Source organism: Lysobacter sp. P5_B9 (assembly GCF_054049835.1).
In genome coordinates, this window is record NZ_JBFULP010000004.1 from 279,976 (window position 1) to 301,437 (window position 21,462).

General features: G+C 68.1%; 19 protein-coding genes. 10 read left to right on the forward strand and 9 right to left on the reverse strand.

Annotation, left to right across the window (positions count from 1 at the left end; all coding sequences use genetic code 11):
* Positions 1-107 precede the first annotated feature (107 nt).
* The gene (secB, locus tag ACXJJ9_RS10675) at positions 108-623 is read left to right on the forward strand and encodes a protein-export chaperone SecB (protein WP_457097157.1); all 516 of its coding nucleotides are present in this window, start codon (positions 108-110) and stop codon (positions 621-623) included.
* A gap of 25 nt (positions 624-648) precedes the next feature.
* Positions 649-1,677: an NAD(P)H-dependent glycerol-3-phosphate dehydrogenase gene (locus ACXJJ9_RS10680; protein WP_457097158.1), complete on the forward strand. Its 1,029-nt coding sequence runs from the start codon at positions 649-651 to the stop codon at positions 1,675-1,677.
* A 468-nt stretch (positions 1,678-2,145) separates the two neighbouring features.
* On the opposite strand, the gene ACXJJ9_RS10685 is transcribed toward ACXJJ9_RS10680, so the two are convergent.
* Entirely contained in the window at positions 2,146-2,721 is a 576-nt protein-coding gene (locus ACXJJ9_RS10685) for an outer membrane beta-barrel protein (protein WP_457097159.1), read from the reverse strand.
* 262 nt (positions 2,722-2,983) lie between these two features.
* On the opposite strand from ACXJJ9_RS10685, the gene ACXJJ9_RS10690 reads away from it, so the two are divergent.
* Positions 2,984-3,922 (forward strand): rhodanese-like domain-containing protein, encoded by a 939-nt coding sequence (locus ACXJJ9_RS10690; protein WP_457097160.1) that lies wholly within the window; start codon positions 2,984-2,986, stop codon positions 3,920-3,922.
* A gap of 190 nt (positions 3,923-4,112) precedes the next feature.
* On the opposite strand, the gene ACXJJ9_RS10695 is transcribed toward ACXJJ9_RS10690, so the two are convergent.
* Positions 4,113-4,646: an outer membrane beta-barrel protein gene (locus ACXJJ9_RS10695; RefSeq protein ID WP_457097161.1), complete on the reverse strand. Its 534-nt coding sequence runs from the start codon at positions 4,644-4,646 to the stop codon at positions 4,113-4,115.
* A gap of 452 nt (positions 4,647-5,098) precedes the next feature.
* On the opposite strand from ACXJJ9_RS10695, the gene ACXJJ9_RS10700 reads away from it, so the two are divergent.
* Positions 5,099-5,962 carry a right-handed parallel beta-helix repeat-containing protein gene (locus ACXJJ9_RS10700; RefSeq protein ID WP_457097162.1) on the forward strand — a complete coding sequence of 288 codons (864 nt, stop codon included), beginning with the start codon at positions 5,099-5,101 and terminating at the stop codon, positions 5,960-5,962.
* A gap of 22 nt (positions 5,963-5,984) precedes the next feature.
* Here the strand turns inward: ACXJJ9_RS10700 and ACXJJ9_RS10705 are convergent, their stop codons facing one another.
* The 6 genes from ACXJJ9_RS10705 to ACXJJ9_RS10730 all read right to left on the reverse strand — a co-directional run bounded on the left by ACXJJ9_RS10705 (position 5,985) and on the right by ACXJJ9_RS10730 (position 12,226).
* The gene (locus ACXJJ9_RS10705; protein ID WP_457097163.1) at positions 5,985-7,313 is read right to left on the reverse strand and encodes a PQQ-dependent sugar dehydrogenase; all 1,329 of its coding nucleotides are present in this window, start codon (positions 7,311-7,313) and stop codon (positions 5,985-5,987) included.
* Positions 7,314-7,428: 115 nt separating this feature from the next.
* Complete coding sequence (locus ACXJJ9_RS10710) at positions 7,429-9,561, reverse strand: TonB-dependent receptor family protein (protein ID WP_457097164.1); 2,133 nt, start codon at positions 9,559-9,561, stop codon at positions 7,429-7,431.
* 68 nt (positions 9,562-9,629) lie between these two features.
* On the reverse strand, positions 9,630-9,989 hold the full coding sequence (locus ACXJJ9_RS10715) for a VOC family protein (protein ID WP_310055011.1): 360 nt from the start codon (positions 9,987-9,989) through the stop codon (positions 9,630-9,632).
* Between the two features lie 71 nt (positions 9,990-10,060).
* Positions 10,061-10,957, reverse strand: a complete 897-nt coding sequence (locus ACXJJ9_RS10720) for a helix-turn-helix transcriptional regulator (protein ID WP_457097165.1) — start codon at positions 10,955-10,957, stop codon at positions 10,061-10,063.
* 70 nt (positions 10,958-11,027) lie between these two features.
* Complete coding sequence (locus ACXJJ9_RS10725) at positions 11,028-11,507, reverse strand: tRNA (cytidine(34)-2'-O)-methyltransferase (protein ID WP_457097216.1); 480 nt, start codon at positions 11,505-11,507, stop codon at positions 11,028-11,030.
* 14 nt (positions 11,508-11,521) lie between these two features.
* On the reverse strand, positions 11,522-12,226 hold the full coding sequence (locus tag ACXJJ9_RS10730; protein ID WP_457097166.1) for an SDR family oxidoreductase: 705 nt from the start codon (positions 12,224-12,226) through the stop codon (positions 11,522-11,524).
* A 266-nt stretch (positions 12,227-12,492) separates the two neighbouring features.
* On the opposite strand from ACXJJ9_RS10730, the gene ACXJJ9_RS10735 reads away from it, so the two are divergent.
* The 4 genes from ACXJJ9_RS10735 (at position 12,493) to ACXJJ9_RS10750 (ending at position 18,081) form a co-directional block, all read left to right on the forward strand.
* The gene (locus ACXJJ9_RS10735) at positions 12,493-15,375 is read left to right on the forward strand and encodes a M16 family metallopeptidase (RefSeq protein ID WP_457097167.1); all 2,883 of its coding nucleotides are present in this window, start codon (positions 12,493-12,495) and stop codon (positions 15,373-15,375) included.
* A gap of 189 nt (positions 15,376-15,564) precedes the next feature.
* Complete coding sequence (locus ACXJJ9_RS10740) at positions 15,565-15,885, forward strand: DUF4156 domain-containing protein (RefSeq protein WP_457097168.1); 321 nt, start codon at positions 15,565-15,567, stop codon at positions 15,883-15,885.
* Positions 15,886-16,067: 182 nt separating this feature from the next.
* Positions 16,068-17,090, forward strand: a complete 1,023-nt coding sequence (locus ACXJJ9_RS10745; RefSeq protein WP_310055020.1) for a 3-oxoacyl-ACP synthase III — start codon at positions 16,068-16,070, stop codon at positions 17,088-17,090.
* 82 nt (positions 17,091-17,172) lie between these two features.
* A complete protein-coding gene (locus tag ACXJJ9_RS10750; protein ID WP_457097169.1) occupies positions 17,173-18,081 on the forward strand; it encodes an alpha/beta fold hydrolase in 909 nt (302 codons plus the stop codon).
* 5 nt (positions 18,082-18,086) lie between these two features.
* Here ACXJJ9_RS10750 and ACXJJ9_RS10755 read toward each other — a convergent pair whose 3' ends face one another.
* Complete coding sequence (locus ACXJJ9_RS10755; protein WP_457097170.1) at positions 18,087-18,446, reverse strand: YkgJ family cysteine cluster protein; 360 nt, start codon at positions 18,444-18,446, stop codon at positions 18,087-18,089.
* A gap of 91 nt (positions 18,447-18,537) precedes the next feature.
* On the opposite strand from ACXJJ9_RS10755, the gene oleC reads away from it, so the two are divergent.
* Together oleC and oleD are read left to right on the forward strand one after the other, a co-directional pair.
* Positions 18,538-20,214, forward strand: a complete 1,677-nt coding sequence (oleC, locus tag ACXJJ9_RS10760; protein ID WP_457097171.1) for an olefin beta-lactone synthetase — start codon at positions 18,538-18,540, stop codon at positions 20,212-20,214.
* Positions 20,211-21,203 carry a 2-alkyl-3-oxoalkanoate reductase gene (gene oleD, locus ACXJJ9_RS10765; protein ID WP_457097172.1) on the forward strand — a complete coding sequence of 331 codons (993 nt, stop codon included), beginning with the start codon at positions 20,211-20,213 and terminating at the stop codon, positions 21,201-21,203. Before oleC ends, oleD begins: the two co-directional genes overlap by 4 nt.
* Positions 21,204-21,462 lie beyond the last annotated feature (259 nt).

Below are 21,462 nucleotides of genomic sequence, written 5' to 3' on the forward strand. Positions count from 1 at the left end.
CGCCCCACGTCGAGTCGTGTGCTTGCCCGGCCTGAGCTGAAACGGCCGTCCCATGCGGCCATGCCATAATCGCCGTCTTTTCCGAAATTCCTGCTGGAGTAACACCGATGTCCGAAGAAATCGCCAACGGCACTGCCACCGAAGCCACCGGACCGGTGTTCACGGTCGAGAAGATCTACGCCAAGGACGTCTCCTTCGAAGTCCCGGGTGCCCCGGCCGTCTACAACGAGCAGACCCAGCCGCAGCTGCAGATGAACCTGCAGCAGGCCGTGCAGCGCCTCAACGAGAACGCCTACGAGGTCATTCTCGGCATCAACCTGACCTGCGCCGTCGGCGACAAGACCATCTACGTCGCCGAAGTGAAGCAGGCCGGCGTGTTCGGCCTGTCCGGCTTCGACGCCGCCACGCTCGACGGCATGCTCGGCGTGCATTGCCCGACCGTGCTGTACCCGTACGCGCGCCAGCTGATCAGCGACCTGATCCAGTCCGGCGGCTTCCCGCCGTTCTTCCTGCAGCCGATCAACTTCGAAGCCCTCTACGCCGAAGGCCTGCGCCAGCGCGCCGCCCAGCAGGCGACCGACGGTTCCAACCTGGCCGGCGCCGAGACCGCCGGCAACGCCTGATCCAGGCCCAGGTTCCGGCCCCCGCGTGGTAGCGCCAGCGCCCGCAACGGTCGCGGTGGTCGGTGCCGGTTCCTGGGGCACCGCACTCGCCGCATTGATCGCCCGGCACGGTTGCACGACCGTGCTGTGGGGCCGCGATGCCGCCGGCATCGCGGCAATCAATGCCCACCACGAGAACGCGCGTTACCTGCCGGGCATCGCCCTGCCGGACACGCTGACCGCCACCACCGACCTGGCCGCCTGCGTCGGCGCCGTCGACCTGGTGCTGGTGGTGGTGCCTTCGCATGCCTTCGCCGAAACCCTGCGGGCCGTGGCGCCCCATCGGCCCGCGCGTGCGGGCGTGGCCTGGGCAACCAAGGGCTTCGAGCCCGGCAGCGGCCGCTTCCTGCACGAGGTCGCGGCGGAAGTACTGGGTGAGGACGTGCCGCTGGCCGTGGTCACCGGCCCGTCCTTCGCCAAGGAAGTCGCCCTCGGCCTGCCCACCGCGCTGACCGTGCATTCGGACGACGCCACGTTCGCGCAGGCGGTGGCCGATGTCCTGCACGGCCCCGCGTTCCGCGCCTACACCGGCGACGACATGCTTGGCGCCGAACTCGGCGGCGCCATGAAAAACGTGCTCGCGGTGGCGACCGGCGTGGCGGACGGCATGCAGCTGGGCCTCAACGCGCGCGCCGGCCTGATCACCCGCGGCCTCAACGAGATGCTGCGCCTCAACCAGGCGATCGGCGGCAAGGCCGAGACCCTGATGGGCCTCGCCGGCCTCGGCGACCTGGTGCTGACCTGCACCGGCGACCTCTCGCGCAACCGCCGCCTCGGCCTCGCGCTCGGCCGCGGCCAGTCGATCGCCGACGCGGTGCGTGAAATCGGCCAGGTGGTCGAGTCGGTGCAGACCGCCGACGAAGTCATGCGCCAGGCCGCGAAGCACGGCGTAGAACTGCCGATCTCCGGCGGCGTGCAGCGCGTGTTGCACGGCGAACTCACGCCCACCGATGCCCTGCGCCAGCTGCTGGCGCGCGAGCAGAAGCCCGAATATCCGGCCGGCCTGTTCGGCTGAGCCGGGCGGGCTTCAGCTTCAGCGCAGCATGCGCAGCGTGGAACCTTCTGCGCTGACGTGGTGTTCCACCGCGTGCGTCTTTCCCGCCGCCATCGCCGCAATCGCCATCAGCAACAGCGCGAGCCAGTTCCGCATCCGCGACATCCTGAATTCCCTGCGGTCCATCGTCGTCACCCCTGACTAAACCAACGGCGCCGCCGCGCCGCTGCGGACACGCGCGTGCTGCAAGCACGCAAGAAAAAAGCCCGGCCGAAGCCGGGCTTTTTTCCATCCACGAGTTGCGTAGTTCCACGGCGTTTGTTGCAAGCCATCGAACCGCATTGGACAAAAGGAAGCCCGGCAGGACCGGGCTTCAATCCGCGACGTTTTCGGGGGAGAGAGAGACGTCGCGTCTAGCGCTGTGAAGCTGGCGCTGGTACCTAGAGAACGGGCCGGAGGGGAACGACCGGCCCGTTGCACCCGGGCGGGTTAGAACGTCAGGCGCGGACCGATGAAGTACTGGGTATCGCCGTCGGCGAACTTGACGTCGCCACTCACGCCCCAGTTCTGGTTGAACTTCACCTGCGCGCCGACGCGACCGTAGAAGTCGCCGTCGAAGGCATCGCCGTCTTCATAACCGGCGGTGACGTAGCCCTCGAAGTTCGGGGCCAGCGCGCTGCGCACGCCGACTTCGGCGCTGAAGCCATCGAGGTTGTCGCCTTCCACGTCGTAGCTCTCGTAGGCGACGCGGGCAAGCAGGTCGGTGTTCCCCGCGACCGGGTAGTTGTAGCCAAGGCCGACGCGCCACTGGTCGACGTCGATGCCGTCGAAGCGCACGCCGCCGATGGTTTCGTCGTCCGTCTTCTGGCTGGTGAAGCCGCCGAAGATATGGAAGTTGTCGGAGATGGCGCCGGAACCGTTGATGCCCCAGCCGTCGGCATCGCCGGCGTCGGTATTGGTGGCGACGTAGCCGCCCTCGACGTAGTTGTAGGACAGGCCCTCGGTCGCGGAAGCGGTGAACGGCAGGGCAGCAAGCAGGGTCAGGGCAAGCAGTTTCTTGTGCATGAAGGTCTCAGCCTTTGATGTTGTTGTGGGTCCGGAGCTGACTGGGGAATCCGATGTCTCAAGGGCGCCAGATCCGGTCGCGGCCAGTATCCAAGCCCGGTCACAATCGCCGCTTAATAAAGAACTCGTTAGTACAGGAACCATCCAGCTTCACTGTGGTCCGCATTCAGCCGGGCAACACAGCGAGCCGCGAATGGTTCCCTCGCCGGCACGCGCGCTCCCTAAGATGGCTGCACCCGAACGACGCCGGTGAAGAAGGTTCATGGACACGCTGCTGCAGCTGATTGCCGCCTACGGATTGCTCGTGGTGTTCGTCAGCGTGTTCCTCGATCAGGGCGGCATTCCGATCCCGGCCTATCCGCCGATCATCGTGACGACGGCGATCACCGTCGATGCGGGTCACAGCGTGTGGCCGGTGCTGGCGGTGGCGGCCGTCGCGGCGGTGCTCGCCGACTGGCTGTGGTTCCTCGGCGGCCGCCGTCTCGGCGCGAAGCTGGTGCGCTTGATGTGCAAGCTGTCGCTGTCGCCGGATTCGTGCGTGCGCACGACGCGCGGCGTATACGCGCGCTGGGGCATCAGTTCGCTCGCGGTTGCGAAGTTCATTCCGGGCTTCGCCGCGGTGGCGACCACGCTCGCCGGCGAAACCGGCACCAGCACACGCAAATTCCTCGTGTATGACGGCATCGGTGCATTGCTGTGGTCGGGTGTCGCGGTCGCGCTGGGCGTGGTCTTCCATCACGCGGTCGATCGCGTGCTGTTGCAACTGGAAGAGCTGGGCCATTACGCGATTCCGGTATTGCTCGCGCTGCTGGTGGCGTTCGTGGCGTGGAAGTGGCTGCGTCGGCGCCACTTCCTGCACCAGCTGCGGATGGCGCGAATTTCCGTCGACGAGTTGCACCAATTGCTGGAAGGCGAGCAGCCGCCGCTGGTGCTGGACGTTCGTTCGCCCGACCAGCGTGCGGCCAGCGGCTGGATTCCCGGCGCGGTCTTCGCCTTCGCGCCGGGCGATGTCGATATCCCGGTGCAGGACGAAGTGGTCGTCTACTGCGATTGTCCGAACGAGATTTCCGCAGCGGTGCTGGCGCGCGAACTGCAGCAGCGCGGTTTCCGCCGCGTGCGGCCGCTGGCCGGCGGCTTCGCGGCGTGGAAGGAATCGGGGCGGCAGGTGAATCTGCCGATGCCTGAGCAAATCGCCGCCTGAGCGAGGCAACACAAAAGCGCGGCAGGCCGTGGTGCAGGGGCAGTCGACATTCCGTACGTCTCATCGTTCACCGCAGACACGCGCCGCGGCGCGTTCTTGCGCGGCCGCAACGGCTTTTCACGGGGTGCAGTAAAAAGAAAAGCCGCCGGACGTATCCGGCGGCTCTGCTGCACGACTTCCGTGGAACCGGTCAGAAGTCGAAGCGGACCTGCACCTGGGCGAGATCGACGTCGAGATCCTCGACCTCGAAGCGGCTGTATTCGCCGCGCAGGGCGACGCGATCGGTGAAGCGGTACTGCGCGCCGATGCCGTAGGTGGGATCGCTGCCGCTGTCGTCGTTGTTGCCGGTCAGGCCCGGCAGCGCGGTGTCGAGATTCCAGCGATGCAGACCGGCCTTGGCGTAGGCCGAGAACTTGTCGGTGATCGGCAGCGTGCCGACGGCGGTCAGGTAGGCGCTGTCGCCTTCCAGGTCGGGACCGACGGTGTCGGACTCGATCTTGCCGAAGTCGACGTAACCGGCTTCGAGGCCGAAGTACTTGTTGAACTGGTAGCCGCCGAAGACGGAGAACGCGGTGTCCTCGTCGTCGTAGGAGCCTTCGTCGACGAACGACTGGCCGACGCCGGCACCGGCGTAGAAGCCCTTGTCCTGCGCCTGGGCGCCGAATGCGGCGGCGCCGAGGGTGGCGGACAGCAGGAGGGTGGAAAGCAGCTTGGTCTTGCGCATGGTTCGTGGGTTCCGTGGGGGATTCCGACCGCGGCGGATGCCGTCGATCGGCGCGTGGGTCCGGGCCCATCCCGGACTGCCATCGCAGCGCAACCGTTGTATGGGCCATCACCCATGGAACAATTGCGCAATTCAGGAACTCTTTTTCCCGCCAACGGGACGATTTGACCTCGCGTGACAGGGCCCGCGCGCAAACGAACCTGACCTTTTTGGCCGTCAGGACGCACTGCCGAAGGCTTTCCTGATCAGCGTGGGCGCTACCCGAAGCGGAGAAATAGCGGCCAAGCGCCTATTCGCCGCCGGGGAGCCGCAGCTTGGCATACATCGGCGTCACGCCGACTTCTCGCATCGATCACCACGCAGGAACGATGATGTCCCGTTTTCGAGCGACGCTACGGACCAGTTCAGTAACGCGGCGTCCTTACAGCACTTGGTCTGTCGGGAGCGGGATCATGAAAGCAGTTCGCTACATCTCCATTGGCCTGATGGTGGCGGCCAGCATCATCCCTGCATCGGCGCAGGCCGCCCGCAGGTTCGACCACTGCACCGGCTTCATCGATTCGTTGCCGGTGACCATCTCTACACCAGGCACCTGGTGCCTTCGGCACGACCTCGCCACTGCCATCGACCGCGGCGCTGCGATTGCCATCAACAGTAATAACGTCACGATCGATTGCAACCATTTCACGATCGACGGATTGGCGGCGGGCCCCGACTCTCTCGGGGGAGCGATCTTCTCCGAAGACCGCCGGCACATCACGGTACGCCAGTGCAAGGTTCGCGGCTTCGGGACTGGCGTGGACCTGGACGCCAACTTCCTGAGTACCGGAGGCGGCCATCTGGTCGAGGACAACCAGCTCGATCTGAACATCGTGTATGGCGTGCAGGTGATCGGCGGCGAGAAGTCCGTGGTGCGACGCAACGTCGTGCGCGACACCGGCCCGTCAAACATCGTCGACGAATCAGCCATGATCATGATCGGTTCCATCGACATCATCGACAACACGGTCATCGGCTCAACCGGAACCGGCATTTTGACCGAGCTCAACACCGCTGGCAGTGTCATCGGCAACCGCGTTCGCGATGTGGCTCGCTTGGGCATAACGCTCACTGAAAATGGCGAATCCGTGGTGGTCACCGGGAACCACTTGAATGCCAACCCGGGTCGCTTCCCCGGAGGATTCAGCACGATCGGCCTCCGGTGCGGTGAGGCGCCAGGCCCGGTCTTTGCCAACATCATCGTGGGCTTTGATAGCCCGGTCGTGGGCTGCAACGCCTTCGACAACAAGATTGCCCCTCGCAAGGGGCTGGACTGACAAGAAGCCGCCGGAGAAGCGATCAGCGCGCCGGCACGATCCGCCAGATCACGTTGCCGACATCGTCGGCCACCAGCACCGCGCCGCGGCGATCGACCGCCACGCCCACGGGGCGGCCATGCGCCTGTCCCTGCGCATCGAGGAAGCCGGTCAGCACGTCCTCGATCGGACCGGAAGGCTGGCCGTTGGCGAACGGCACGAACACGACCTTGTAGCCGCTGGGTGGATCGCGGTTCCAGGAGCCGTGCAGGCCGATGAAGGCGCCGTTCGCGTAGCGCCCCGGCAACAACCTGCCGTCGTAGAACGCGAGTCCGAGCGCCGCGACGTGCGCGCCCAACGCGTAGTCGGGCGCGATCGCGCGCGCCACCAGCGCCCGATCCTGCGGTTGCACGCGCACGTCGACATGGGCGCCGTAATAGCTGTACGGCCAGCCGTAGAACGCACCCTCGCGCACCGAAGTGAGGTAGTCGGGCACGAGGTCGCTGCCGAGTTCGTCGCGCTCGTTCACCACCGTCCACAACGCACCGCCCTGCGGCTGCCAGGCGAGGCCGACGGGATTGCGCAGGCCGCTGGCGAAGATGCGGCTGGCGCCGGTCTTCACGTCGATCTCCTGGATCGCGGCGCGACCGGCTTCGATCGCCATGCCGTGCTCGGCGACATTGCTGTTGGAGCCGACGCCGACGTAGAGCCTGGTGCCATCCCGGCTGGCGAGCAGACTCTTGGTCCAGTGGTGGTTGCGCGGCGCACCGGGCAGGTCGGCGAGCTTCACCGGCGCAGCGTCGATGCGGGTGTCGCCGCTGCGATACGGAAAGCGCACCACCGCGTCCGCATTGGCGACGTAGAAATCGCCGCCCACCAGCGCCATGCCGAACGGCGACATCAGGTTCTGTATGAAGACGGTGCGCGTTTCCGCCACGCCGTCGCCGTCGCCATCACGCAACAGCGTGATGCGATTGGGGCTGGGGATTGCCGCGCCCGCCTTCTCGAACGCCGACTTCATGAAGGCGCCGCGGATCGCATTGGTCGGCGGATCCTCGGTGGGCGGACGATTGGTTTCGGCGACGAGCACGTCGCCATTGGGCAGCACATACAGCCAGCGCGGATGTTCCAGGCCGGTGGCGAATGCATTCACCGCGAAGCCTGCGCGCGGCGTCGGCGTCATCCCTTCGGGCCATCCGATCGCCTTGGCAACCTTGACCATGGGAATGAGCGAGGGCTCGGGCGCGGGCAACATCGGATGGGGGCCGGTGTCGGCCCTGGCGGCGAGGTGCGCGGACTGGCCGCAGGCGCCGAGCGCCAGCACGGACAATGCGAACGCGGATGCGCGTGCGAGTCGATGGACACGAGGCATGGAACGGCCTCCACGGCGAAGGACGGCGAAGCACGGCAGGCTCCGCCTGCGGCCGCAGCGTGGGCCAGGCGCTATGAAGTCGGCGTGACCTGGCGTGCGCCGCGTGAACGCCGCGTCATCGCGCAGCGTGCCAACGCCATTCGACGCCGGCGGCGAAAGTGCGATCCGCCGCGGGTTCGTAATAGCGGCGATTGCCTTCGTTGACGATCACCGAGCCGGCGTAGGCGCGATCGAACAGATTGCCGATCGCCAGGAAAAGCCTTCCCTCGCCCAGGCGCCCGCGATAGCCGTAGCCAGCGCTCGTGCCGACGACGGTGTACGCCGGTGCGCGCTCGTCGTCGACATTGTTCACCGGCACCGCGCCGACATGCTGGGCGTCCAGGCGCAGGTACCAGCCTGTGTCGTCGCCCCACTGCATCGCGGCGTAGGCCGTCACGTGCGGCACGCCGGGCAGGCGCGTGCCGGCCGCGACCGGCGTGCTGGCCACCGCGCACGGCGTGCTGGTGCAGGCGAGGAAATCGTCGCGGAACGTCGCGTCGATCCAGGTGAGCGCGAGCTCGCCGCGTGCCCGTGCGCCAAGCGGCGCGCGCGCCGACCATTCGGCGCCCTGCCGCCGTGCCGCGCCGGCGTTCTGGAACGTGGTGCGGCCACCGCTGCTGGTGGCGACGGTGAGTTCGTCGCGCGTGTCGGCGCGGAACAGCACGAGTTCCGAAGCGGTTTCGCCGCGCCGGAACTTCACGCCCGCCTCGGTACTGCGCGTGCGCGCCGCGCGCAGGGCGAAGTTGGGTCCGCTGCCGCCATCGCTGTGGTAGGCCAGTTCGTTGAACGTGGGCGTCTCGAAGCCGCGGCCCCAGGCCGCGAATAATTGCCACTGCGGCGATGGCTTCCAGCCGACGCCCAGCACCGGCGAGGTTGCGTGGTAACGCACCTCGCCGCTGTCGTCGGGATTGTCGACGGTGATGTAGCGGTCACGCGAATGGAAACGGATGTCGCTGTGGCGCACGCCGGCCATCAGCGACCAGTCAACGGCCGGATGCCAGGTCGCCTGTGCGTACTGGTCGAACGCGCGCACGTCGTCGTCCTGCGACAGTCGCAACGCACCGCGCACGCCCAGTTGCGCCCCGAGGAAGTTCTCGTAGCCATGTCTATCCTGCTGCTGGCGATCGAATCCGATGCCGGCGACGATCTCGAACGGACGCTGCGCGAGCGTCGCCGCCCACGTCCAGCGCGCGTCCATGCCGGCGTACGGCGCCGACAGGTCGACCACGCCACCGCCGCTGAGCGGATTGGCCTGCGTGGCCACGGGGATCGCGAGGAACTGCGTGGTCTCGCGCTGGCCGGCATAGGCGAGCAGGCGCAACTGCACGCGCTCGCCGATCGCATGCGCCAGCGTCGCGCCGATCTGGCCCTGCGACACCGACTTGCGCGTGTTGAAGCGAAGCGCGGCGTCGATGGCCTGGCGTGGGTCGGATTCGAACTGCGCACGGTCGAGGCCGAGCGGGTCCAGTGCATCAGGTGCCGACAACGCGTTGGCCACAACGGTCAATCGGGTATCGCCACGCGCGATGTTCACCTTGCCATTGAACAGCGTGCGCTCGGCGCGACTGTGCTCACGGTAGCCGTCAGTGGCGAAGTGATTGAGGCCTAGCACGTAATCGGCATCACCGCGGGCGTCGCGCAGTTCCCCGCCGACGCGGCCGCTGCCGTCACTGCCCACGCCCGCCGCCACGCCGATCTCGCGCGGCGCCACGCCGTCGACGGTGAAGAGCTGCATCACGCCACCGGCGGCATTGCCGTACAGCGCGGAGAACGGCCCGCGCAGCACTTCGATGCGCGCGGCATCCAGTAGCGGAAAATGCGACAGCTGGCCTTGTCCATCCGGCATCGTCGCCGGGATGCCATCGACGTACAGGCGCACTCCGCGGATACCGAAGGCCGCACGCGTGCCGAAACCACGGATCGACAACTGTTCGTCCTGGGCGAAGTTCTGCCGCGTGCGTGCGAGCACGCCGGGCACGCCCGGGAGCTGTTCGGCCACGCTGGCGCCGAGCCCATCGTGGCGCCGGGCGCGCGTGTCGACCACGCTGATCGCCGCCGGCACGTCGTTGGGGTCGTGCGGCGTGCGCGTCGCCGTGACCTGTACGCGATCGAGCGTGGTGACGTCCTGCGGCGGCACGGCCAGCGCCACGCCGCCGACCAGCAGCAGCGCCGCGCAACCCATCCATTGGCGAGGATCCGAAAGCCGCATGCGCACCCCTTGTCAGGCGCGCGCAGCGTACAACGGCGGCTGGCGATGTCGCGGTGAACCCGCAGGGGCTATGCCATGCACACGGCTTCGACGTTGTTGCCGTCCGGATCGATCAGGAACGCGGCGTAATACGTCGGTGCGTAGTCCAGGCGCAGGCCGGGCGCGCCATTGTCGCGGCCGCCATTGGCGAGGCCGGCGGCATGGAAGGCATCGACGGCCTTGCGGTCGCCGGCCTGGAAGGCGACGTGCGAACCGCCCTGCGCCTTCGCGTTTGCGTACAGCCATAGGGCGGGCGCGCCCTTGGGGCCGAGTCCGGCGCCGCCGTCGTCGCGCGAATCGAGCACATGCCCGAGCGAGCCGAGTGCGGCCTCGTAGAAACGCACGCTGGCATCGAGGTTCTTCACTTGCAGTCCGAGGTGGTCGTACATGGCAGCCTCCGTGGTTGGGACGACCAGCATCGCGCCGCGGCGCGCGCGGTTCTTGGAAAAAATTGCGGTGGCTAGTGGCGCCGGCGGCCCAGCCGCCGGCCGAGCAGGGCGATGCGTTCGCGGTCGCCGCGCGCGGCGTTGCGGAAGTGGCGCGGCGGCACTCCCGCCACGCGATGGAAGCTGCGCGTGAAATTCGACAGATCGGCGAAGCCGGCGTCGAGCGCGACGTCGGTGATCGCACGTCCGTCCTCGGCGAGCATGCGCGCGGCATGGCGCAGGCGCGCGCGCAGCAGGTACTGGTGCGGCGTCACCCCGACCACGCGCGCGAACAGGCGCAGGAAGTGCCACGCACTCAGGCCGGCCTGTTCCGCCGTCCCTTGCAGGTCGATGTCCTCGTGGGCGTGGTCATCGAGCCACAGGGCGCTCTCCACCGCGCGGCGGCGGTCGCGCGCCGTGGCCTGCAACGGCGGGCGGCGGCCGTCGGCGAGCGACAGGTATCGGCCCACCAGCAGCAGGCCGGCTTCGTCCACGCCGAAATCGCTATCGCCGGCGACGGCGGCCTGCGCCAGTTCGCCCAGCACCATCAGTTCCGGCAGCGGCGGCAATCCGCCGGCGCGCCAGCGCTGCACGCGCGCGTCGAACTCGTCGACCAGTTCCGGCGCCAGCTTGAACGACAGGCACTCGTCGCCGCCGTGGTGGTGCGCATGCGTGCACTCGAACTCGTCGCCGCAATGGCCGACCAGGACCGAGCCGGCGACCAGCTCGAAATCCTCGCCGCGCGCGCGGCAGCCGAAGCTGCCGCGACGCACGTACGACACCGAGGTGAGGTCGTGGCGCTCGACACGCACCGGCGTGTGCGGGCCCGCCTGGCAGCGAAAGTCGAGCACCGACAGGGCACCGCGATGCAGCGGCGCGACGTGCATGGCGGTACCGGTGGGAACGGTACCGGTGGGAGCAGGCGTCGGCATGCGGCAAGCGTACGCCCGTGCGCATTACCCGGCAGTGTCGGGCGATGGCGGCAACGCCGGGCCGCCCGGTTCAGGCGCCGCCTTCGAATCCCTGCTGCCGCCACGCCTCGAACACCACCACGGCGACGGTGTTGGAGAGATTGAGGCTGCGGTTGTCCGGCCGCATCGGCAGGCGCAGGCGCTGCGCCGGGGGCACGCTTTCCAGCACGTCGGCGGGCAGGCCACGCGTCTCCGGTCCGAACAGGAAGACATCACCGGCCTGGTAGTGCGGCGTGTCGAAGCGGGTACTGGCGCGCGTGCTCAGCGCGAACACGCGTGGCGGTGCGCCGCCCGCATTCGCGATGGAGGCGAGCGCCGCATCGAGCGAGTCGTGCACCTGCAGCGTTGCGTATTCATGGTAGTCGAGGCCGGCGCGGCGCAGCTGCGCGTCCTCCAGCGAGAAACCCAGCGGCTTCACCAGGTGCAGGCGTGCGCCGGTGTTGGCGCACAGGCGGATCACGTTGCCGGTGTTGGGCGGGATCTCGGGCTGGAACAGGATGACGTGGAACATGCCGGTACGCGCACTCACCACGGCATCGTGGCGCCGAAGCGATCGAGGAAGCGGCCGCTGTGTCCCGGGCTCGCGGCGGCGATGACCTGCAGCAGCTTCGCCACCGATTCGCTCGCGCTGATCTCCGCCCCGCTGCCGCCCATGTCGGTCAGCACCCAACCGGGACACAGGGCGATCACGGTAATGCCGCGCGGTTCCAGCGCCTTGGCCAGCATCTTCGTCGCCATGTTCAGCGCGGTCTTGCTGATGCGGTAGCTGGGCGAATGGAAGTCGGGATCGTCGCTCAGCGACGACATGCCCGACGAAATATTCGCAACGATCGCGCCGTCGACGAGTTGTGCCGCCAGCGCCTGGGTGAGCAGGAACGGGCCCATCGCGTTGGTGCGCAGGCTGTCTTCCAGGTTGGCCGCGCTCACGTTGCCCCAGCGCTCGCCCGAGTGCAGCACGCCGGCGTTGTTGACCAGCAGGTCGACGCCGTCGGTGACCAGAGGCAGTTCGTGGGCGAAGGCGATGCGCGACTTCTCGTCGGCCACGTCCAGCGGCAACACGTGCAGGCGGGCCGGATGGTCGCCGGCGAGGCGGTTGAGGTCGGTGGCCTTGCCGGGATGGCGGCAGGCGGCGATCACGTGGTCGCCGTGCGCCAGCAACTGGCGGACGAACTCCAGGCCAAGGCCGCGGTTGGCGCCGGTGACGAGGCTGCGGCGGGGGTGCTGGGGCATGGGCGGTCTCCCGGGGACGGCGGAAGTATCGGCGAAAGGCGGGGGGGTGGTTGCGGCGGGGTCTCAGGCTAGCGGCTTGGAGATCGCGGCGCGCTGCGGCGCGTTCACCAGTCCCGCGACCGGGGGTTGATCGCGGCGCGATCGCGGCGCGGCGGGACTTGTGACCCATGCCTGCGCCGCGCCCCATCGGTACGATGCCCAGACCAGGTGGTGGGCCGCCCACCTTTTGCCCCGTAGCTTTCGCTACCCACTGAACAGGAGTTCGCATGTCATTCGCTTCGCTCAAGCGCGCCCATAACGGCCCGCGCGCTGCCGTACTCGCCGTTGCCCTGGCCACCGCCATCGGCGGCGTGGCCTTCGCGCCCCAGGTCGCCTTTGCCAAGGCGCCCGCCGCCGAGGTCGCCATCCCCTACGAAGAGTTCACCCTGCCCAATGGGCTGCGCGTGGTCGTGCACACCGACCGCAAGGCGCCGATCGTGGCGGTGAACCTCTGGTACCACGTGGGCAGCAAGGACGAGCCGGCCGGCCGCAGCGGCTTTGCCCATCTGTTCGAGCACCTGATGTTCAACGGCTCGGAGAACCACCCGGGCGAATATTTTGTGCCCTTCAAGCAGGTCGGCGTGACCGACCAGAACGGCACCACCAACACCGACCGCACCAACTACTTCGAGAACGTGCCCACCACCGCGCTGGACATGGCGTTGTGGATGGAGTCGGACCGCATGGGCCATCTGGTCGGCGCGATCGACCAGAAGACGCTCGACGAACAGCGCGGCGTGGTCCAGAACGAGAAGCGCCAGGGCGAGAACGAGCCCTACGGCCAGGCGTTCGACGTCCTGACCGAGGTCATGTATCCGAAGGGCCACCCGTACCACCACACCGTCATCGGTTCGATGAACGACCTCAACGCGGCCTCGCTGGAGGACGTGAAGAACTGGTTCCGCACCTGGTATGGCCCGAACAACGCAGTGCTGGTGCTGGCTGGCGACATCGATGCGAAGACGGCGAAGGAAAAGGTCGCGCGCTATTTCGGCGACATCCCGGCGACGCCGAGCATGGCGCAGCCCAAGGTCGATCCGTCGCCGCGCGCCGAGTCGACGCGTTCGACGATGGAAGACCAGGTCCCGCAGACGCGCATCTACCGAGTGTGGAATGTCGCCGAGTACGGCGCGGCCGACCTCGATCGCCTGCAGCTGCTGGCGCAGGTGCTAGGCGGCAGTCGCAGCTCGCGCCTGGACAAGCGCCTGCTGCACCAGGACAAGCTGGTCGACAGTGTGTCCGCGGGTGCGTACGCCTCGCAGCTCGGTTCCAACTTCGTCATTACCGCCGACGTGAAGCAGGGCGTGGACGAGAAAAAGGTCGAGGCGGTAATCGACGAGGAGCTGAAGAAGCTGCTCGCCGAAGGCCCTAGCGCGACCGAACTCGACCAGGCGCGCACGGTGTTCAAGGCCGGCTTCATCCGTGGCATCGAGCGCATCGGCGGCTTCGGCGGCAAGGCCGATACCCTGGCCGAGTGCACCGTCTACACCGGCAAGCCCGACTGCTACCGCGACAGCCTCAAGACCATCGAAACCGCCAGCGTCGCCGACGTGCAGGCCACCGGCCAGCGCTGGCTGGGCAAGGGCGACCACACCCTGGTCGTCGAGCCCGGTGCGCGCACCGCGCTGCCGGAAGAGGCGGCCGTGACCCCGGCGCCGCTGACGCTGCCCAAGCCCGATGCGAAGTACAAGACGGTGAAGTCCGACCTCGACCGCAAGGCTGGCGTGCAGGTGCCCAAGGAGTTCCCGGAGCTGAAATTCCCGGCGCTGCAGCGCACCAAGCTGAGCAACGGCACGCAGGTGATCCTGGCCGAGCGCCATGACGTTCCGGTCGTGCAGTTCAGCTACCTGTTCGATGGCGGTTACGCCACCGACGCCGGCAAGAAGCTGGGCACCGCCAACTTCGCCCTCGGCATGCTCGATGAAGGTGCCGGCAAGTACGACGCCCTGGCCTTCGGCGATCGCGCCGAATCGCTCGGCGCGAGCCTCGGCGCCGGCGCCTCGCTCGACGGCGGCAACGCCTACCTGTCGTCGCTGAAGGAAAACCTCGATCCCTCGCTGTCGCTGTTCGCCGACATGCTGCAGCGCCCGCGCTACGAGGAGAAGGACATCGAGCGCCTGCGCGGCACCTGGCTGGCCGGCATCGCGCAGGAGAAGGCCGAGCCCAGCGGTGCGGCCACGCGCGTGCTGCCGCCGCTGCTGTACGGCGAAGGCCATCCGTACGCCATGCCGCTCAGCGGCACCGGCACCGAGGCCTCGATCAAGGCGTTGACCCGCGATGACCTGCTCGCCTACCACCGCGCCTGGGTGCGTCCGGACGGCGCCACCCTGATCGTCGTCGGCGACACCACGCTCAAGGACATCGTGCCGCTGCTGGAGAAGCACTTCGGCAACTGGAAGGTGGACGGTGCCAAGCCGGCCGCCCTGCAGATCCCGACGGTGGCGCGCCCGGCCCAGCCGCGCGTGTTCCTGGTCGACCAGCCCGGCTCGGTGCAGGCCAACATCTACGCCGGCGAACTGATGCCGTCGACGATGGATCCGGGCGCGATCAAGCTCGACATCGCCAACACCGTGATCGGTGGCGACTTCACCGCGCGTCTCAACATGAACCTGCGCGAGGACAAGCACTGGTCGTACGGCGCGCGCACGTCGTTGCGTGATTCGCTGGGCCAGCGCCCGTGGCTGGCGGTGGCGCCGGTGCAGATCGACAAGGCTGCAGAGTCGATCGCCGAGATGCGCCGTGAGATCTCCGAGTACGTCGATGGCAGCAAGCCGGCCACGCCGGCCGAAGTCACGCGTATCCAGGCGATCAAGATCCGCAGCCTGCCGGGTGCGTACGAGACCGCGGGTTCGGTAATGGGCACCATCGGCGGCATCGTGCGTTACCAGCGCCCGGACGATTACGTGTTCAAGCGCAAGGCCGAGATCGAAGGCATGGATGCGGCGCAGGTGAATGCCGCCGCCAAGGCGATCGACCCGAAGGCGCTGACCTGGGTCGTGGTCGGCGACCTCAAGCAGATGGAAGCCAAGGTGCGCGCGCTGAACCTCGGCGCGGTCACCATCGTCGACGCCGACGGCAAGCCGGTGGGTTCGACCAAGCCGGCGAAGTAAGTTTCCGCTTCATCGTCCACAGCAGGCCCGCCACATGGCGGGCCTGCTGCTTTCGAGGCACGCGTTCTGTGCAGCGTGTTGCCGCTGCGTCGACAAGTGCGCGTCGACAAGTGTGTTTTGAGAAGGGTATTCCTGCCCCGTTCACCGCGCTCGGCAACAATGCGGGCTGTTTGCCTTCCGGAGATTCGCATGCGTGCTGCCGTGGTCCTTGGCCTTGCCGTTGTCCTCACCGCCTCGGGTTGCACCTGGGTGCACATGGCGCCCGGCGCCTCGGCGGTGCGCGTGATTCCTGCCGGCGCCGCCCCGACGGGCTGCGTCGAGCGCGGGGAAGTGGCCGTCTCGGTCAAGGGCAAGGTCGGCTTCTACGAACGCAACCCGCTGCGCGTGCGCGAGGAACTGGAGACCCTGGCGCGCAACGAAGGCCCGGGCCTGCAGGCCAACACCCTGCAACCGCTGGACGAGCCGCACGACGGCGAGCAGCGCTTCGCGGCCTATCGCTGCGGCGCATAGCCATTGGGCCGGGAGGCCTCCTGTCGCCTGTTCATGTGGCGTGGCCCCAGCCAGAAGGTGCCATACCCGCCTGAATGGCGCATCGGGACGACCTGCGCCGGGACCTTGAGACCGGCGGCCGATGCATCCACGTCGATAAAGCGTTAATCTGACGTGCTTTGTCTCGCAAACGGTTGCCTGCCATGTTGTTCCAACACGTTGCCATCGCCGGTCTGGCCCACATCGACGCTCCGCGTCGATTGACCTCCGACGAGATCCACGCCCGACTCAAGCCGACGATGGATCGTCTGGGCATCAAGACCAACGTGCTGCAGGACGTGGCCGGCGTGAACGAGCGCCGGCTGTGGGACGGCGACATGCTGCCGTCCGACGCCGCCACCCTGGCCGGCGTCAAGGCACTGGCCGATGCCGGCATCGATGCCGACCGCATCGGCCTGCTGGTCAACACCTCGGTCAGCCGCGACTACCTCGAGCCGTCCACCGCCTCGATCGTCTCCGGCAACCTGCGCCTGGGCGAGAACTGCCAGAACTTCGACATCGCCAACGCCTGCCTTGCGTTCCTCAACGGCATGGACATCGCTGGACGCATGATCGAGCGCGGCGAGATCGACTACGCCCTCGTGGTCGACGGCGAAACCGCCAACCTCGCCTACGAGAAGACCATGGAGCGGCTCAGCAAGGACGCCGTCACCGCCGAGCAGTTCCGCGACGAGATGGCGACGCTCACGCTCGGCTCCGGTGCTGCCGCGATGGTGCTGGCGCGCGCCGAACTCGTGCCGGGCGCGCCGCGTTACCGCGGCAGCGTCACCCGTTCGGCCACCGAGTGGAACCACCTGTGCCGCGGCGACGTCGCCCACGACCGCATGGTCGCCGACGGCCGCATGCTGATGATCGAAGGCGTGAAGCTCGGCCAGAAGACCTTCGCCGCTGCGCGCCAGGCGCTGGGCTGGGTGGTCGACGAGCTCGACGAATTCGTCATCCACCAGGTCAGCAAGGCGCACACCCAGGCTTTCCTCAAGGCCTTCGGCATCAACCCGAAGAAGGTCATGACCATCTTCGGCGAGCACGGCAACATCGGCCCGGCCTCGGTGCCGATCGTGCTGAGCAAGCTGCGCGAGATGGGCCGCCTGAAGAAGGGCACGCGCGTTGCCCTGCTCGGCATCGGCTCGGGCCTGAATTGCTCGATGGCGGAAGTGGTCTGGTAAGCCGCCAGCGGCACTAACACCAAGGGCCGGTTCGTCCGGCCCTTTTCATTGCGGTGAGTTCCACAGCGGTGCGCTTCCTGCCATGCAGTCCGACATGACCACGCCGATGTATCCCGACTATCCCTTCACTCCGCAGCGGACCGAAGTCCGTCCCGGCATCGCGATGTCGTATCTCGACGAAGGTCCGCGCGATGGCGAAGTCGTCGTCATGCTGCACGGCAATCCGTCATGGAGTTACTACTGGCGCAAGCTGGTGCTGGGATTGCGCGACCGCTATCGCTGCATCGTGCCCGACCACGTCGGCATGGGGCTGTCGGACAAGCCCGGCGACGCGTACTACGCCTACACGCTGCAGTCGCGCGTCGACGACGTCGCCTCGTTGCTGACGCGGCTGGGTATCACCGGCCCGGTGACGCTGGCGGTGCACGACTGGGGCGGCATGATCGGCTTCGGCTGGGCGCTGTCGCACGCCGCGCAGGTGAAGCGGCTGGTGATCACCAATACCGCCGCCTTCCCGCTGCCGATGGCCAAGCCGATGCCGTGGCAGATCGCCTTCGGCCGCGACTGGAAGGTCGGCGCCCTGGTGATCCGCGCCTTCAACGCCTTCTCCGCGGGCGCCTCGTACGTGGGCGTGTCGAAGAAGATGCCACGTGCCGTGCGCCGCGCCTACGTCGCACCATATGACTCGTGGGCCAACCGGATCAGCACGGTGCGCTTCATGCAGGACATTCCGCTGGGCCCGGACGACCGTGCGTGGCCGTTGCTGGCGCAAGCCGGACGGCAGCTGCCGGAATTCGCCGACCGCCCCGCCTTCATCGGCTGGGGCCTGCGCGATTTCGTCTTCGACAAACACTTCCTCGAAGGATTCCGCCAGGCGCTGCCGCAGGCGGAGGTGCATGCGTTCGCGGACGCCAACCACTACGTGCTCGAAGACAAGGCCGAGGTCCTGGTGCCGGCGATCCGCCGCTTCCTGGACGCGAACCCTATCTAGTCGTCCTAATCGTCGCGCAACGGCCAGTCCGCTGCCGTGAGCGCCGGCAGCCCATGCGTGCGCCGCGCCTTGTCGCACTGCGGGCTGGCGGCGCCGAATTCCCAAGACGCCGCCACATCGCGGCACGCCTGCGGCCGCAGCGGGTGGATGCGGCACGCGCTGCGCACGCCGATGTCCGCATCCAGGGCGATGCAGCGTGGCTGCTTGCTCCAGCAGGTGCCTTGCATGGCCACCTGGTGGGCGTCGATGCGCTCGGTCAGCTCCGCCGGGACGAGGCCGCCCAGGGCCGGTTCGGACTCCGACCAGTGCAGGCTGACGCGGTAGGTGGCGCAGCAGGCGCCGCAGCTGAGGCAGGGGTGGGGCACGGAAGCAGTGGCGATGGCGATGGCGACCCCGGGACCCCGCATTTTAGTTCGCTGGCCGCGGCGGTTCCGTGGCATCGGCGACAATATGCGGATGACGGCTCCCTTCCGCGACGACATCTGCAACATCGCCGCCTCCCTGCCGCGCCTGGCCGCGCAGTTTCCCGAGCGCATCGCGATGCGCTGCCCCGGCACGCGCGGCCGCGACGGGTTCGCCCGTTACGACACCACGCTGACCTACCGCGAGCTCGATACGCGCAGCGACGCCATTGCCGCGGGCCTGGCCCGGCATGGCATCGGCCGTGGCGTGCGCACCGTGGTGATGGTGCGGCCGACGCCGGAGTTCTTCCTGCTGATGTTCGCGCTGTTCAAGGCCGGCGCAGTGCCGGTGCTGGTCGATCCCGGCATCGACCGGCGCGCGCTGAAACAGTGCCTCGACGAAGCGCAGCCGCAGGCATTCGTCGGCATTCCGCTGGCGCAGGTCGCGCGCGTAATGCTGGGCTGGGCGAAGTCGGCCCGCGTGCGCATCACCACAGGCCGTCGCGCGCTGCTCGCGGACGCGACGCTGGCGCAGGTCGAACGCGAGGGCGCGCAGCTGGCTGGTTTCAGGATGGCCGACACGCAACCGGATGAAGTCGCCGCGATCCTGTTCACCAGCGGCTCCACCGGTGTTCCCAAGGGCGTGGTGTACCGCCACCGTCATTTCGTCGCCCAGGTCGCTCTGCTGCGCGAGGCCTTCGGCATCGAGGCCGAGGGCGCCGACCTGCCGACGTTCCCGCCGTTCGCATTGTTCGATCCCGCGCTGGGGCTGACCTCGGTGATCCCCGACATGGATCCGACCAAGCCCGCGCTCGCCGATCCGCGCAAGCTGCACGACGCGATCGCGCGCTTCGGCATCGACCAGCTGTTCGGTTCGCCTGCCCTGATGGGCGTGCTGGCCCGACACGGCCAGCCGCTGCCGACGTTGCGCCGCGTCACCTCGGCCGGCGCGCCGGTGCCGGCCGAAGTCGTCGCCCGCATGCGCGAACTGTTGCCCGCCGACGCACAGTTGTGGACGCCGTACGGCGCTACCGAATGCCTGCCGGTAGCGGTGATCGAAGGGCGTGAGCTGCAGGCCACTCGTCAGGCCACCGAAACCGGTGCCGGCACCTGCGTCGGTCGCGCGGTCGCGCCGAACGAGGTCCGCATCATCCGCATCGACGACGGTGCGATCGCAGCGTGGTCGGACGAACTGTTGTTGCGCGACGGCGTCGTCGGCGAGATCACCGTCGCCGGCCCCACCGCCACCGACAGTTACTTCAACCGCGACGCGCAGACGCGCCTGGCGAAGATCCGCGAACGCGGTACCGACGGTAGCGATCGCATCGTGCACCGCATGGGCGATGTCGGCTATTTCGACGGCGAAGGCCGGCTGTGGTTCTGCGGTCGCAAGTCGCATCGGGTCGAGGCGAGCGAGGGTCCGCTGTACACCGAACAGGTCGAGCCCGTGTTCAACACCCACCCCGACGTGCGCCGTACCGCCCTGGTCGGCATCGGCGCGCAGGGCGCGCAGGTGCCGGTGCTGTGCGTCGAGCTCGTGGCCGGCGTGGCCGCGGGCGAATGGCCGCGCATCGAGCGCGAGCTGTACGTGCTCGCGCAGACGCAACCGCACACCGCGCGCGTCACCCGTTTCCTGCGTCATCCGAAGTTCCCCGTCGACATCCGCCACAACGCCAAGATCGGTCGCGAGAAACTCGCGGTCTGGGCACAGCAGCAAGGAATCCCGGCATGAAGATCCTCGTCACCGGCGGCGGTGGCTTCCTCGGCCAGGCCCTGTGCCGCGGCCTGCGCGCGCGCGGGCACGACGTGGTCAGCTTCAACCGCGGCCACTACGACGCGCTCGATGCGATCGGCGTGGCGCAGGTGCAGGGCGATCTCGCTTCGCGCAATGCGGTGATCGCCGCGGCGCAGGGCTGCACCGCGATCTTCCACAACGCGGCGAAGGCCGGCGCCTGGGGCAGCTACGACAGCTACCACCAGGCCAACGTCGTCGGCACGCGCAACGTCATCGACGCCTGCCGCGCGCACGGCATCGGCAAGCTCGTCTACACCTCGACACCCAGCGTCACCCATCGCGCCACGCACCCGGTCGAAGGCGGCAGTGCCGACACCGTGCCCTATGGCGAACATCTCAAGGCGCCCTATGCGGCGACCAAGCTGATCGCGGAAAAGCTCGTGCTCGCAGCCAACGATGCCGTGCTCGCTACCGTCGCCCTGCGCCCGCGCCTGATCTGGGGCGTCGGCGACAACCAGCTGTTGCCGCGCCTGGTCGAACGCGCCCGAGCGGGGCGCCTGCGCTTCGTCGGCGACGGCCACAACCGTATCGACACCACGTATATCGACAACGCCGCGCAGGCGCATTTCGCCGCCTTCGACCACCTCGCGCCGGGCGCGCGCTGCGCCGGACGCGCCTACTTCATCAGCAACGGCGAGCCGCGCAGCGTGCGCGAAATCGTCAATGGCCTGCTGCAAGCCGCCGGCGCGCCGGCCGTGGACAAGACCATCCCTTTCGCCGTCGCCTACGCCGCCGGCATGTTCTGCGAAGGGCTGTGGCACGCGTTTCCCCTCAAGGGCGAGCCGCCGATGACGCGCTTTCTCGCCGAGCAGCTGAGTACGACGCACTGGTATGACATGACCCCGGCACGAAACGATTTCGGTTATGTGCCGACGGTGACGATCGACCAAGGCCTGGCGCGGTTGGCGGCGGCATACCGGGGCTGAAGCAAAAAACCCCGTATCCAGGCTCCCCCGCGCGCGGCGGCGCGTTTACACGGATCGGCATGTGAGTGCTGTGGCGGCGCGGGTTGAAGCAAAAAGTCCGTATCCAAGGTCCCCACGCGCGGCGGCGCGTTACGACTGATCGGCACGTAAGCGGTGCGGGGGCGCGGCACGTGAGTGCTGCGGCGGCGCGATCGGCACATGAGGGTTGCGGCCGCGCGGTGTGAATTGACGGGGGGCTCACGCGGCTGAAGGCCGCCTT